The organism is Actinomyces sp. HMSC065F12, from assembly GCF_001814535.1.
Taxonomy (GTDB): Bacteria; Actinomycetota; Actinomycetes; order Actinomycetales; family Actinomycetaceae; genus Pauljensenia; species Pauljensenia radingae_A.
This window is the reverse complement of record NZ_KV817030.1, coordinates 164,064-178,811: the sequence shown is the minus strand read 5'-3', so window position 1 is coordinate 178,811 and position 14,748 is coordinate 164,064. Positions and strand designations below refer to the sequence as shown.

Genomic DNA, 14,748 nt, shown 5'->3' with positions numbered 1-14,748 from the left:
TCCTCAAACGTTAGACAATGGAATGTGTCTACTTTTCTGCGTCAGTTAGGTGCCGCCTGCGCGCGCCACGGGATCCGCACGCTCCTCGTGTGGATTGCCGTCCTGCTGATTGGCGGAATCGGGGTGTGGCAGGCAGGCCCGCAACTGTCCAATGATTTCAAGATTCCCGGCACAGAGGCCCAAGACGGCCTCGACATTATTTCGGAACGATTCCCCGAACTGGCCGGACTGACCGCACAGGTCATCGTGGAATCTCCTGATGACCACCCCATCGAGACACACCGCGACCAGGTGCAGCGCGTCGTCCATCAGTTGAGCGCCGTTCCTCACGTCACTCAGGCAGCCGACCCGTGGTCAGAATTGCTGCGCACTCCCACAATCAGTACGGACGGACGATTCGCCCTGATCAACGTCCAACTTGACCTGGCGCTCGGGGAAGATGACGACGGCGCACTGGACACTATCGAAACGGTCGCTGCCGACAGCACAAAGGCCGGGATGCCGGCATCGGTCGGAGGCCAGATCTACCAGATAACATCAGTGCCCCTCTCCCCTCTTGAACTGGTTGGTGTGGCCATTGCGCTCATCATCCTTGCGATCACCTTCCGCGCACTGCTGCCTGCAGTCCTGCCCGTGATCACCGGACTGCTCGGCGTGAGCATCGCGATGACAGGTGTACTCATTGTTGCGCAGTGGGTGGACATTTCCACCACTACTCCCACGCTGGCGATCATGATCGGTCTGGCGGTCGGCATTGACTACTGTCTTTTTATCGTCTCCCGCCATCGTTCCCAGCTGGCTCACGGCTGGAACGTCGTTGATTCCATTGCGATGGCCAATGCGACATCAGGTGGTGCCGTAATCTTCGCCGCCATCACCGTTGTGATCGCACTATGCGGTCTGATCGTCTCCGGCATCCCCTTCCTGGCAGTGATGGGTCTATGTGCCGCGGCCGCTGTGGCCGTGTCCGCTGTGATTGCGGTGACGGCCATCCCGGCTCTGATGGGTTTGATGGGTGAGCGACTGCGCCCACGCCACGCACGCGCATCGCGGCGCTCCGGTCAGGAAGAGACTCACAGACATGCAGCGAAGCACTCGAAGCAGAGTGCTTCCCAATGGTGGGTATCAGTGATCACTGCCCGCCCGTGGATCACGATCGGTGTCGTCCTGGTTTTCCTGTCCGCCGTCGTCATTCCTGCCAAAGATCTGCGCCTGTCCCTTCCCGACAATGGAACCGAGCCGGTGGGCACTCCCGCACGGGACACATACGAGCTGGTGGCGAACGAATTCGGAGACGGAGCCAACGCTCCCCTGCTGATCATCGGTGGCATCATCCAGTCTGAGGACCCGCTCGGTCTGGTCGATGAACTTGCCGACCGGGTTGAACAGGTTGATGGCATCAGGTCAATTCAGATAGCCACCCCGAACAGGAACGCTGACCTTGCTGCCGTCATTGCGATCCCCGAGGCCGCGTCGAACGATCCTGCAACCGAAAAAGCACTGGAGAACCTGCGCGAAGCTGCCGACACGTGGGAGCGTGAACTGGGCGTCGAGGATATTCATGTGACCGGCATGGTTGCCGCCAGAATGGATGTGACCGCTCGCCTGACGGATGCGCTGGTGCCGTTTGCCTCACTGGTGGTGGGGCTGGCGTTGATTGTGCTGACAGTAGTCTTCAGGTCACTGTGGGTGCCGCTGACCGCAACGATCGGATACCTCCTGTCGATCGGCGCAGCATTCGGCGTTACGTCCATGATCTTTTCGTGGGGATGGTTCACCGGACCGCTGCGCATCTCCAATACCGGGCCGGTCATCTGCTTCATGCCGATCATGGCGTTGGGTGTGCTCTTCGGCCTGGCGATGGACTACCAGGTCTTCCTCGTCACCCGCATGCGCGAATACTGGACTCACGGCGAGGATGCACGGCAGGCAGTCAAGAAGGGATTCGCCTCTTCCGCACCTGTTGTGGTGGCTGCAGCGCTGATCATGGTGTCGGTTTTCCTCGGATTCATTCCCTCAGGTTCGTTCTACGTCCAGCCCATCGCACTGGCGCTGGCGGTTGGCGTTGCTATTGACGCATTCATCGTGCGCATGACGCTCATTCCAGCGGTCATGATGGTGCTTGGTAAGCGAGCCTGGTGTTTTCCGCGCGCACTGGACCGGGTGGTGCCTCACGTCGACGTCGAGGGCGTCGCTATGGATCACCTCAGCGATCACATGGAGTGGAAACGTGTCAACGGACCGGCAATCTTGCGCATGGAAGATGTCCGCATTGACGAGGGTGGCCAGACCGTGGCCTCGTGCGATGAGCTGATTGTCTGGCCCGGTGAGGTCATCCAACTGGACGGGCCACCCAGCCAGGTGCGCACACTCATGTGCGCGGCTGCGGGCCTTATCCGCGCTGACCAGGGAATTATCGTGGTGCGCGATAACGACGCGCGCGATCGATCCAGCTGGATGCGCGCTAACATTCCGATCATGTTGCGAGCCTCATGGGCCCACATGATTGCGTCGGATGCTAAAGAGTCGGACAAGAACCTGGTACTCGTGGACTGCCCGGTAACCGAACAGGTGCGAGACCAGCTCATCAGTGCGACAGTGGAACAAGAAGGTGCACTGATTGTGGGACCTCAGGCCGGCAACAGTGGCTTTGTGATCACACGGACCGTCAAGATTGGAGGCGACGCATAAATGCGATTACGAGATGCACGCCTATTGCTGGTCGCCGTCATCGTACCGATCTTGCTCGCCGCGTTGTCCATGTGGTCAATCGGTGGGAACAGTACAGGCTCGGACATTACACGCCTGAAAGCGGCTATCGTAAACTTGGACAAGGGCGCGGAAATGACGCTGCCCGACGGCTCAACCCAATTTGTCCCTTTCGGACGCCAACTGTCCGCCGAACTGCTCAAACCGCACGATGGAACCGCAACGTTCCAATGGGAGCTGATGCAGGTCAACAGTGCGCACGACGCAATTAAGAACGGTGACGTTGCTGCAATCGTGACCATTCCGGAAAACTTCTCGACAGCGGTGGCAACGATCGGGCAAACTGACGCAAATCCCGGCATTGTCGCACTGACCAGCTCTGATGCGACTGCACCTATGATGAACGAACTGGCCCATGCGGTGACGGAAGCCGCCGCGCGATCCTTGGGCCAGACGCTGGGCACGCAGGTTCTCAACGGTGTCTATCTGGGATTCGACCAGCTGAAAGACCAGCTGGGAGCAGCTGCAGACGGAGCCAGGCAACTCGATTCCGGTATCGGGTCCTTGGGACAGGGTGCCCATCAGCTGGCCGACGGCGTCCACCAGAGCACGGATGGCACCTATGAACTTGCCGGAGGACTTGCCCAACTTGCCGACGGCACGGCAGCACTGGAGAGCGGTGTGGCAGGATTTTCGGGCGGTATCGGACAGCTCCATGCCGGTGCGGAACAACTGTCAGGCGGCATCCACCAGATGCGCGACGGAATCGCCGGATCAGCCTCCTCCCCCGGTCTGACCGGCGGCGTCGACCAGCTGGCGGACGGCATCCTGGGAAACGGTACGACGCCGGGGCTGGCCAGTGGCTCACTCCAGCTGGCAGAAGGAACCGAACAGCTGGCCGACGGTATCGCGCGACTTGACAACGGGTTGGACACGATCCGTGCCCTCATTCCCGAGGATTTCGATCCTGCTGACCTGCCAACGATCACCATCGATCTTCAGCAAATTGTCGATGTGATGAAACAGGTGGCTCGGGATGCGCGCGATGTGCTCAGCAGGCTTGAACCAATCATGACCGATCAGGATGTCATTAACGAGCTACGTAGCTCGCTGCTCGGCCTTATCGATCGATGCCCCGCTGAAACGTTCCCACAATACTGTGCCGATATGAAGGAGTTTGGGCAGTTGATTGTGCCTTTCATTGATGGCCTGCCCACGGTTGCAACCGATTCCCTCGCTGCCCTCGACGATTTCCTGGCGAAGATTTCCAGTGACGAATTCGCGGACGGCCTTGCCGACGCGCAACATTTCGTTGACCACTACAACGAGTACATCGCCCAGATTGTCGGTCCGGATGGTTTACTCGCAGGGGTGAGCCAACTGGCCACAGGATCCCAACAGCTTGCCAGTGCAGCGCGTCAAATGGCGGATGGCATCAATGGAACAGACTCGACGATAGGCCTCGTTCAGGGCGTCACACAGCTACAGAACGGGGTGCATCAGCTCCAGGACGGATTTGACGGCACAGAAGGCCAGCCTGGACTCGTCACGGGAGCCGATCGCCTAGCCGACGGCTTGGCACAATTGTCGGCTGGAGTGGGCCGCTTCTCGGGTGGCATTAGCCAGCTCAACGAGGGAGCCCAGGGAGCGGCTGACGGCTCCAGCCAACTGGCAGACGGACTCGGACAGCTCGGAAACGGAGCCGATCAGCTTTCCACAGGCATCGACCAGCTACGCGACGGATCGTCCCAGCTCGCGGATGGCCTGGACGAGGGCGTCTCGCAAATCCCCGTCTATTCAGATGCGGAACGCACTCGGATTGTGTCCATGGCGATGCGTCCGGTGCAAACAGAGCAGGATGCCACGACGCAGAGCACCATCGGAACAGCTTTCCCGTTTACCGCTGCAGTCCTGATCTGGATCAGTGCGTTTGGTGCATTCTTGATGATGCCGGGCCTTCGCGGTCGCGTCTTGGCTCGTCCAGTCGGTGCAGTTCGGGCGGTCATTGATTCGCTGCGCGCCCCGTCCGGCGTAGTGGCAATCTCCGTGCTGGGCGTGATCTGTGTAGCGCTGCTGTTCAAGGTCTCCCCTGTCAGTCTCGCTGGTACAGGTGCACTGATCGTAGTCGGCGCAATTGTGGCAGTCCTGGTCCACCAGATGCTATTGGCAGTGTGCGGTGCCCGGATCGGGCGTGTCGTCTCGCTCCTGTTCTTCACGTTGCAGGTCGTTGCCCTCATCGGGCTGATGCCCTACCAGGATTCACCTGACGCCTTATCTACAATGAACGCGCTGCTGCCGTTGGGAGAACTTGCCGGAGGCCTGCAGACCAGCGTTCTGGGTGTGGGATCCTCGTGGGTGCCCCCGCTCCTGTCGCTGATCGGATGGGGCCTGGTGAGCTTCATTGGTTCGGCGGCGGCGGTTACGCAGCGCCGAACGCTCTCGCCCGAGAAGGTTCGCGAAGCGTTGAACGTTGTTCCGATGTGAACTTAGGAAACGGAACGGTGCCTGCGGCGACGGCGTTCAGCTAGATCGTCAATAACCGTGTCATCTTCGTCGCGCCGCTCGACTGGCAGTTCAGCCAGGGAGCCTTCAACTTCGCGCCACACGCGCCCCACTGCGATACCGAACACGCCCTGTCCGCCTTGGAGCAAGTCAATCACCTCATCGGATGACGTGCATTCATACACGGATGCGCCGTCACTCATCAGCGTGATCGACGCGAGGTCATCGATTCCACGGTTACCGAGCTGCGTGACTGCCTGGCGGACTTGCTGGAGTGACACGCCGGCGTCAAGGAGCTTCTTGACGACTTTCAGGACGAGGATGTCGCGAAATGAGTACAAGCGCTGTGAACCGGATCCACGCGCAGCGCGCACCGAAGGCTGCAGTAACCCTGTGCGAGCCCAGTAGTCGAGCTGACGGTAGGTGATGCCGGCCGCGGAGCACGCAACCGGGCCGCGATAGCCGGTTTCGTCTTCGTTGAGGCCTTCAAGAGGGTCGCCGAAGAGCATGGCCTGTCGTGGTTGTGGGGCTACTGAATCAGCCGGATTCGCGCTCACGTATGCTCCTCGGACTCTTAGCCACTGGATGGGCTCACTGTGTGTACTCTCTAACGCTAATTCCCGAACGGTCGTCGGTCAACAATTCAAACGGCGAGCCTCAAGTTCAACTTGAAGGTGAGTCGCCGTTGAGCCTCGACAATGAAATGCGCAATAGTTCCCGGTGCAGGTCAGCGAGCTTTTCACCAAATTCCATTGAGCGTGCGTGTGCACGCTCACGATCGGTGGCGCGTTGGCGTGACAGCTGTGAGGACACGACTTGATCAATCACATCCGCACTGCGCTCGGCACCTGTGCGCACAGAACGCAAGATCCTCGCATTCATGCCCTCAGCTTCAAGGGCCACCAGCAGGTGCACGACGTGAACCGTGCGAGATGGAAAATAGCCAGCAATGTCTGGAGCGATCAATCCGAGTGCAGTGTAGCGTTCAAGAGTCTCGACAGTGGCGCCTGTCAGATCAGCCAAGTCACGCGTGGAAATGGTTGACTGGTTCGCAGGGACAACTACTTCCCCATCGGAAGCAACAATGCGTGCGCTCGGAGCAGGATCCACGTCATGGCCGGCGTCCAATGCCCGCAGCTCATCGCGAATGGCATTGAGGGGCGAATAGGAATCGCGCTGGCGCCGCAGGATATAGCGCAGTCGCTCACGGTCGGACTCGGAAAACTTTCGGTAACCCGCACTCGTACGGCTCGGACAGATGAGTCCCTGATCCTCCAGAAAACGAATCTTTGACACTGAGACGGTGGGGAACTCTTTTTGCAGAGCTTCTGTGACCTGGCCGATGGCCATTGTCGGCTCTGCACTCAAGCCACGTGGCCACTGTCCCTGTTGTGGATTCTCCTCGAGTGCGTATGCGTGGGCAGTGTTCATGCCTGCTGCGGGGACGGCTGGTAGGTCATGCGGTACTTGCCGATCTGGACTTCATCGCCTTCTTGCAGATGTGCCTCATCGACACGTTCACGATTGACATAAGTGCCGTTCAGGGAGCCTGAATCGCGGACAATGTAGCCACCGTCCTGTGCGATGAACTGGCAATGTTTGCGGGACACAGTCACGTCGTCAAGAAAAATGTCCGACTTGGGTGAGCGTCCGGCGTTAGTTGTGCCTGGATCGAGCAGGAAGCGCGCACCGGAGTTCGGGCCACGCTGAACGATGAGCAGTGCGGAACCGGCAGGAAGGGCCTCGACTGCCTCGCGGTCGCGAGCAGACAACGGCAGCGGTTGAGCAGTTTCCTCTTCTTCCTCCGAGCCTGGCAGGCCGAAGACCGAGGTTGCCGTCGGGTCAAAGTCACTGTGATCTTCCATCATTTCCCTCTTCCGCGAGTACACCGGAATTCAGATGCACCCCAGTGTACGCAAAAAAGGTACGCCGGCGCATTGCTGTTTCATTGATAACAATTATGTCACGCCTCTATTTTTCTGTCGCATATTGAGGGATCGGAGTAGGAGCAACTTCATCGATCACGACTTGCTGGGATTTGATGATCTCCACGTCCGCATTCTTGGAACGCATCTGCCAAGCCGCACCTGCAGAAATCTCCAGTGCAGTGGCAATCGTGTCCGAATCTCCAATCACTTTCCACTGGTAGGGCGAGTGGATCACCTGACCGTTCATGATGATGCCCACATCCGACATGGAAAACCAGGTCTGCGCGTTGGCACGGATACCGTTGATGCTCACAGCTTCAGCTCCGGCGTTGCGCAGTTCCCCAAGGGTCATGACGAACTGGACTGCATTGACACCTCCCTGCGGATCGGTAACGATCATGGTGAGGCCTTCGCCTTCAACAGGGACCGTTCCGGCATTGATACGTGCCTGCTCGACACTCTTGCGGGCCGCTTCGTCGGCAGCCTGCTGCTGGGAGACAGCATTCTCCAGGTCAGCCAGCTCAGACTCGAGCTCAGCCTTCTCGCCGCGCAGTGTTTCCTCGCGTCCAGACAGCTCATCGAGCAGCACCACCAGGTCTTGCTCGGTCATCTGGTCGAGCGGGTCGGCACGCTGGGCGCGCACCTGAGTTACCAATGCGATACCGAGCATCATGCAGATGACGACAAGAAGAATATGGATCGGCCTCGGACTGGCCAAAAGAGCCTCTCGCAGCCGTGAACCGCGCGATATCTGGGGTTTGTTCGTAGAATTACGTGCCATTGTCGTGCACCTACGCCTTGAAAATAAGACGACGGATGGACGCGGCGTTGGAGAAGATACGGATACCGAGAACGACGACGACAGCGGTCGTCATGGCGGATCCGACGCCGAGCTGCTGTCCTAGGAATACCAACAGACAGGCTACGAGGACATTCCAGAAGAACGACATGATGAAGACACGGTCGGAGAAGACACCTTCGAGCCACGCGCGCCCGGCGCCGAAAAGAGCGTCAAGCCCAGCGACAACGGCAACGGGAAGGAATGGCTGAATCCACACCGGGATCGTGGGATCGACCATGAATCCGATGACGATTCCTGCAATCAGTCCAAGGACAGCAATCATGTTTAGCCTCCAGCACCATCTCGAGTTTCAGCGTAGCGCGTCGAGCGCTGATCAACGCCCTGCATCTCAATGGAGTTTGCGGCCCGTGTCGTGATCTGTATACCTCGAGCTGACTGGGCGGTAGACAGATAATCACCGGTGCCGCCACGCACCAGTGCCACCGACAGATCCGACCCGTCTCCGATGGCATTGATGACGTAGGGAGACTGGATGGCCGTGGTGTTGACCAGGATCGTTGAACCTGCGGTGCGGATGAAGGTGCCCGACCCGATGCGAATGCCGTTGACGTCAATGGCTTCAGCTCCGCCCGCCCACATGGCATTGACCACCATTCGCAAGTCCTGATCGCGCACAACCGCCTGGGGTCGTTCAGTTTTGGAATCTGTGGCGTCGCTGAGGGCAACAGTCAGACCCGGTCCGTGCACGGAGTGAGCCGCGCTGGCCATCGCCACGCTTGCCTCCAGTTGCGGTGCAGATGTCGGGGCGATATCGGCAGCTGAGCGCATCGTGGAGGACAGGTCGGACACTTCCTGGCTGAGCAAGTCAACCTGCGTCTGGACGGTTTCGATGCGCGAGGTCAATGAGTTTCGCACTGTCGTATCAGCGGGGGCGCGTAAGTATCGCACTGCGATTCCGGAGGCGATCCCCAGCGCGATCGCCATGATGATGACGAGGACGCGCATTGCCGGGCCGGATCGGCGGGCATTCGGATCGGCTGCGTATGCGTGGTAGGCAGCATCGAGCGGATTTCGAAGAAGCTGGTTGAGCTGCGACATCGATGCGGCAGGGTCCTTTCGGGGCGAGGCAGTGCTCATAGCGTCTCCTCCCAAAGTTCCTGGACGCGTTGAGCACGCTGAACGTCGTCAAAGTTCTCGATTACGAGCCGTCGCAGGGCAGCAGGTGCATCCGTATTGCCCTCCAGCCATTGTTCATATTCATTGACGAGGGTGGCTACCGCATCCGGATCATCGCAGTCGACGTGATGTGGAGCGCCAGCACGCACGAAGCGAATACCCATGCCGATGGAGTGGGTGGCCCAAAAATCAGCGAGGTGCGCGAAGAACTCACGGTCGAGCTCATCGCCCTCCCACGTGGACTCCGCCAGGCCGAAGAGGATCGCTGAGGTTTCCTCGTTGGAAATGTCCCCGGTGAGAACTCGTTTCCATGACTGTTCACGGATAGTGGCTGTGGGCAGAGCAGCCACAGCGCGAGCGTGGAAAATGGTAGTCTCCCCTGTGCGTTCGTCGTCCAGCCACTGGTCGAGGCGAGCGCGGTCGACATCGCCGCGCGCAGCAAGCGCGCGGCGTGCACGCCAGGCAAGTTCGGGACCGATTTCCAGTCCATGAATACTGTGCCGGCCCGCCACGGCTGTGATCGTGCTGGTCGCTGCAGGTGACAAGGGGCACCAGGGTGCTGAGCTGAGCAACGCTCCGAGCCACAGACGCTGGTGGTCCACGGTAGTGGTGTGTGAGAGGATGTCGAGTGCAGTGGCGACGACCTGTTCGTGCAATGCTGCTCGTTGTGAGCGCGGGCAGTAATGCGCGATGGCGTACTGAACACTGGACAGCAGTCTGTCCACAACCGCGTCGTGATCTTCGGTGAGTGCCTGCGTGAGTACTGCGCGAACATAGCGGTCTGCGCGCATGAGCCCATCGCGCACCATATTCCATAGGTTCGCCCACACAACGGCGCGCGTGAGCGGATCAGGGCAGGTTCCGATGTAAGCCAATGCCGTGTCCGCGCTGTGCGCATCAAACCTGCAGATCGCATACGTTAGATCGTGGTCGTTCAACACGATCAAATCGCATTCCCCGCGTGAAAGTGTGTCGTCTGTGATGCGGATACGGGCGGCCTCAGTATGCAGGCTATAGGTGTGGGTGCGCCTCAGGGCTCCCTCGTCAATCGCCCACGTGGATACCTCAAGTGTGTGGGGACGAACGAGGCGGTCCTGGACCAAGTCGAAGCGGGAAAGACGGCCCGAATGGTCGAATTGCACGTCGACGGAGAGCCTGGATGGGCCGCTGGTTTCCAGCCATAGCCTGCTCCACTCAGTCAGATCCTGCCCGGACGTTTCTTCCAGGGCTTCCAGAAGGTCGGTCAGCTTCGTCGCACCGTTGGCGTGGCGGGTGAAGTAGAGTCGTGCACCGGCAAAAAACGCGTCCTCACCAAGGGCGGCGAACAGTTGTCTGAGAACGGCTGCACCCTTGGCGTAGGTGATCCCGTCGAAATTGTTCTTGGCTGCCTCCACGTCCGGGATATCTGCAGCGATGGGGTGGGTGGTTGGATACTGGTCCTGCTCGTAGGCCCAGGCTTTGCGGCCAATGGCGAATGACGTCCACTCCCCTGTGTAGGCGGTGGCGTGAGCAGCCGTGTTGGTGCCCTGGTGGTCAGCAAAGGATTCTTTGAGCCACAGGTCATCCCACCATGCGGGCGTGACGAGATCACCGAACCACATGTGGCACATTTCGTGAAGGATCGTGTTGGCACGGTGCTGACGCTGCGCGAATGTGGGGGTGTCGCGCGACAGGAGATGTTCGTTGAACGTGACGCACCCGGGATTCTCCATTGCGCCAAGGTTGTATTCAGGCACGAACACCTGATCGTAGGATCCCCACGGAAATGTCACACCGTAGTGCTGATGATAAAAGTTGAGGCCCTGTCGGGTGACAGTCAGAATATCGTCGTCGTCCATGAAAGGCGCGAGGGCGGCGCGACACATCAGACGCAGCGGGATCGCGACATGTGTGCCGTCGCCGGCTCCACCTTCCCAGGTACCGCCGTCAACTACGGCCCACTGGCCTGCAACAACTGCGGTGATGTAGGAGGACAGAGGTGGTGTGGTGGAAAAGTCGTGCCGAATGAAGGTGCCGGCATCCGTCGGTGTGTCGATGCCGTTGGACGTGACAGTCCATTCTTTCGGCGCGAGGACGTGGAAGGTCCAGCGCGGCTTGATATCGGGCTGATCCATACACGGCCAGGCCCTGCGCGCATCGGTGGGCTCAAACTGTGTGTACAGGTAGATGCGGTGATCTTCAGGATCGAGATAGCGGTGGAGCCCCTCCCCTGTGCGTGAAAAGCTGCAGTGGGCGCGCACGGTGAGCGTGATCGGACGTGATATTGGAAGGTCATCAAGGTCAAGGCGAGATCCGTCATGGTGGAACGCATGCGGAGCGTCATCGACCAGAACCTCGTCCACCGTTCCCACCACGTCAACAAATGTTGAGGGACGGTTGAGCGTCATTGTGAACACAGAGGTGACAGGATAATGTGTCTCGTCAAGATCACCTGCACGCGTCAGATCCACCGTCACGTCAATGTGGGACACTGAGACTGTCTGAGCACGCTGACGTGCCTGGGATCGCGTGAGGTTAAACATGTCTCGATTGTAAGAGCGCGCGCGAGTTGAGGCATTGGGGCGCGCCCGAGTAGTAAAGTGTGCGCCATGACTACCATTAATGAACTGCGTCCTCGCACATCAGCGATTACTTTTCGTGAACTGGTCCGCGACCTCGATGTTCATCAATGGGTGAATGAAGACAAGGCCAACTGTCCCGTCACTGGCGTGACGGTCTCTTCCAGTGACATTGATGCCGGATGGGTGTTCGTGGCAATCCCCGGATACTCCCACCACGGCGCCGAATTTGCCGCAGGTGCGCTTGAGGCTGGCGCGGCCGGCGTCATCACGGATGAGAAAGGTGCGCGGATCCTGCGTGACAGTGGCGCGAGCGTCCCTATTGCAGTTGTCGACGACCCTCGCCAGGCGGCAGCGTTCGTATCTGCACGAGTGGTCGGAAACCCCGATCAGTCACTGACGACCGCAGCAGTGACCGGCACAAACGGAAAGACCACCACAACCTATCTGGTCAGCGCCGCGTTGGGCGCCATACACGATGTTCCTGCGCTGTGCGGCACCGTGGAAACCCGCATCGGTGACATGACGATCTTGGCGACGCGCACCACGAACGAGGCACCGGTCCTGCATCGCTTTCTTGCCTGCGCACAGCAACAAGGCGCTGACAATGCGGTCATCGAAGTGTCCTCTCATGCATTGAGCTTGAATCGTGTTGACGGCATTGTCTTTGACGTCGCCATTTTTACGAATCTGCAGCACGATCACCTGGACTTCTATCACGACATGGAGCACTACTTCCAGGCCAAAGCATCCCTGTTCACGCCCGAGCATGCCCTGCGTGGAATCGTGTGCGTGGACGATGAATGGGGCCAGCGACTGGCACGTGAGGCCACGATCCCGATCACGACTGTTGCGGCCTTGAGCTCGCAACAGGCAGACTGGCACGTCAGTGATATTCATCCGGATCCGCAGACCGCACAAACCGTTTTCTCCCTGACCGATCCGGCGGGGCACACCCACCAGGTTCACAGCCCGGTACTCGGAGAAGTGAACGTGCAAAACTGCGCTGTGGCAATCGCAGCGGCGACGGCAGTGGGTGCGGATCCAGATCAGGCGGTCACTGCCCTCGAGCGGGCACCGCAGGTTCCTGGGCGTATGGAGAAAATCAATCCGGACTGTGACGATCAGCCGCTCGTGATCGTTGATTACGCGCACACCCCCGAAGCTCTGGAATGGATTCTCAAGGATGCGCGCGAACTGGCTGGCGGCCGCGTCGTCCTGGTCTTTGGCACGGACGGTGACCGGGATGCCTCCAAACGCATACCGCTGGCTGAAGTTGCGGCGAGACACGCGGACGTGTTGTGGGTGACAGATGAGAACCCCCGAACCGAGGACGCGGCGGCAATTCGCGCCGAGCTGATGGAGGGAATCCGCAACGTGCGTCCCGACCTGACCAACGTCACGGAGGTTACAACGTGCCGCCGGGATGCGGTACGGTGCGCGATTCAGGACGCCAGTGCGAATGACATCGTCCTGATCACCGGGAAGGGTGCCGAGTGGTATCAGGAGATAGATCATGTCTATCACCGATACAATGACGTGCCGGTTGCACGCGAAGTGCTGGAATACAGTGAACCCCGCAAGCGAGGATGACAAACGTGAGCGAAGAGCAGGATATTGACACAGGTGAAGCCCGCGCACGCTCGATGCGGTCGTCACTGGACAACTATGAGCTCAGTGAATCCGACTTGCAGATCCTTGACGATCACGAGGGCGACCTGCCCTCCGTTACTGAAATGGACGGCTTACCGGTCCTTGCTGTGATCGGGCGACCCAACGTCGGCAAGTCCACGCTGGTGAACCGCATCCTGGGGCGCCGCGAAGCGGTTGTGCAGGATACGCCGGGTGTCACGCGTGACCGTGTCACCTACCAGGCAGAATGGGCTGGTCGCGAATTCCTCGTCGTTGACACGGGCGGCTGGGAAGTCGACGTGCGCGGACTGGATCGCAATGTGGCCGACCAGGCCGAGGTGGCGATCGACCTGTCAGATGCAGTGCTGCTGGTGGTCGACGCGACGGTGGGAATTACCACCACTGATGAACGTATCGTGGAGTTGCTGCGCCGCAGCGGCAAGCCGGTCATTCTGGCGGCTAACAAGGTGGATTCCGCCATGCAGGAAGCAGACGCTGCCTACCTGTGGGGTTTGGGTATGGGCGAACCATACGCCATCTCCGCTTTGCACGGTCGAGGCACGGGTGACCTGCTGGATCGAGTGCTGGCAGTTCTCCCTGAGCGCTCGGCACGAGCCGGTCAACCACGCGATCCCAACATTCGCCGCGTGGCTCTGGTGGGACGACCGAACGTCGGCAAGTCCTCACTGCTCAATGCGCTCGTTGGACATGAGCGCGTCGTCGTAGACTCAACAGCTGGCACTACGCGTGACCCGGTCGATGAGATCGTCACTTTGGGCGACCGCCAGTGGCAATTTGTGGATACGGCCGGTGTGCGCCGCAAAATGCACCGAACAACGGGAGCTGATTTCTACGCGTCGATCAGAACACAGGCTGCGATTGAAAAAGCCGAGGTCGCCCTCGTCCTTTTTGATGCCTCGGAAGTATTGACCGAGCAGGACGTGCGCGTCGTGCAGCAGGTTGTTGATGCCGGGCGGGCACTCGTGATCGTCAACAACAAGTGGGACCTGGTGGACGAGGAACGCCAAAAGGAACTCAAATCTGAACTCGAACGCGAACTCGTGCAGGTCGCGTGGGCGCCGCGCATCAATATTTCGGCGGCAACGACGTGGCATACGAACAGAATCGTGCAGGCGTTGGATACGGCCCTGGCCGGGTGGGAAACACGAATTTCGACAGGTAAGCTGAACGCTTTTCTGGGGCAGCTTGTGGCCGCACACCCGCATCCGCTGCGCGGTGGCAAACAGCCCAGGATCCTGTTCGGAACGCAGGTGTCATCCGCTCCCCCACGCTTCGTGCTCTTCACGACCGGTTTCCTCGACCCCGGATATCGACGTTTCATTGAGAGGCGTCTGCGTGAGGACTTCGGTTTCGCCGGCTCCCCCGTTCAGATATCTGTGCGCGTGCGGGAGCGGCGCAGGAAATAGTCCTGACTGTTGTT

At 59.6% G+C, this 14,748-nt stretch carries 11 protein-coding genes; 4 read left to right on the top strand and 7 right to left on the bottom strand.

Annotated features, from left to right (window positions below; translation table 11 throughout):
• The first annotated feature begins 24 nt into the window (after positions 1–24).
• Entirely contained in the window at positions 25–2,691 is a 2,667-nt protein-coding gene (locus HMPREF2975_RS09345; RefSeq protein ID WP_070727269.1) for an MMPL family transporter, read from the top strand.
• A complete protein-coding gene (locus HMPREF2975_RS09340; RefSeq protein ID WP_070727267.1) occupies positions 2,692–5,193 on the top strand; it encodes a YhgE/Pip domain-containing protein in 2,502 nt (833 codons plus the stop codon).
• A gap of 2 nt (positions 5,194–5,195) precedes the next feature.
• Here HMPREF2975_RS09340 and HMPREF2975_RS09335 read toward each other — a convergent pair whose 3' ends face one another.
• From HMPREF2975_RS09335 to pepN, 7 genes are all read right to left on the bottom strand, one after another.
• Entirely contained in the window at positions 5,196–5,720 is a 525-nt protein-coding gene (locus HMPREF2975_RS09335; RefSeq protein ID WP_058236911.1) for a MerR family transcriptional regulator, read from the bottom strand.
• 154 nt (positions 5,721–5,874) lie between these two features.
• Positions 5,875–6,642: a transcriptional regulator FtsR gene (locus HMPREF2975_RS09330; RefSeq protein ID WP_058236750.1), complete on the bottom strand. Its 768-nt coding sequence runs from the start codon at positions 6,640–6,642 to the stop codon at positions 5,875–5,877.
• Positions 6,639–7,076 carry an FHA domain-containing protein gene (locus HMPREF2975_RS09325; protein ID WP_058236910.1) on the bottom strand — a complete coding sequence of 146 codons (438 nt, stop codon included), beginning with the start codon at positions 7,074–7,076 and terminating at the stop codon, positions 6,639–6,641. Before HMPREF2975_RS09325 ends, HMPREF2975_RS09330 begins: the two co-directional genes overlap by 4 nt.
• A gap of 106 nt (positions 7,077–7,182) precedes the next feature.
• Positions 7,183–7,920: a DUF881 domain-containing protein gene (locus HMPREF2975_RS09320; protein WP_070727264.1), complete on the bottom strand. Its 738-nt coding sequence runs from the start codon at positions 7,918–7,920 to the stop codon at positions 7,183–7,185.
• A gap of 10 nt (positions 7,921–7,930) precedes the next feature.
• Positions 7,931–8,263 carry a small basic family protein gene (locus tag HMPREF2975_RS09315; RefSeq protein ID WP_058236748.1) on the bottom strand — a complete coding sequence of 111 codons (333 nt, stop codon included), beginning with the start codon at positions 8,261–8,263 and terminating at the stop codon, positions 7,931–7,933.
• Positions 8,264–8,265: 2 nt separating this feature from the next.
• On the bottom strand, positions 8,266–9,078 hold the full coding sequence (locus HMPREF2975_RS09310; protein WP_070727261.1) for a DUF881 domain-containing protein: 813 nt from the start codon (positions 9,076–9,078) through the stop codon (positions 8,266–8,268).
• Positions 9,075–11,639, bottom strand: a complete 2,565-nt coding sequence (pepN, locus tag HMPREF2975_RS09305) for an aminopeptidase N (RefSeq protein ID WP_070727258.1) — start codon at positions 11,637–11,639, stop codon at positions 9,075–9,077. The genes HMPREF2975_RS09310 and pepN overlap by 4 nt, the downstream gene beginning before the upstream one ends.
• A gap of 66 nt (positions 11,640–11,705) precedes the next feature.
• On the opposite strand from pepN, the gene HMPREF2975_RS09300 reads away from it, so the two are divergent.
• Both HMPREF2975_RS09300 and der read left to right on the top strand, forming a co-directional pair.
• Positions 11,706–13,268 carry a UDP-N-acetylmuramoyl-L-alanyl-D-glutamate--2,6-diaminopimelate ligase gene (locus tag HMPREF2975_RS09300; RefSeq protein WP_070727257.1) on the top strand — a complete coding sequence of 521 codons (1,563 nt, stop codon included), beginning with the start codon at positions 11,706–11,708 and terminating at the stop codon, positions 13,266–13,268.
• A 5-nt stretch (positions 13,269–13,273) separates the two neighbouring features.
• On the top strand, positions 13,274–14,734 hold the full coding sequence (gene der, locus HMPREF2975_RS09295) for a ribosome biogenesis GTPase Der (RefSeq protein ID WP_413772599.1): 1,461 nt from the start codon (positions 13,274–13,276) through the stop codon (positions 14,732–14,734).
• The last annotated feature ends 14 nt before the right edge of the window (positions 14,735–14,748 follow it).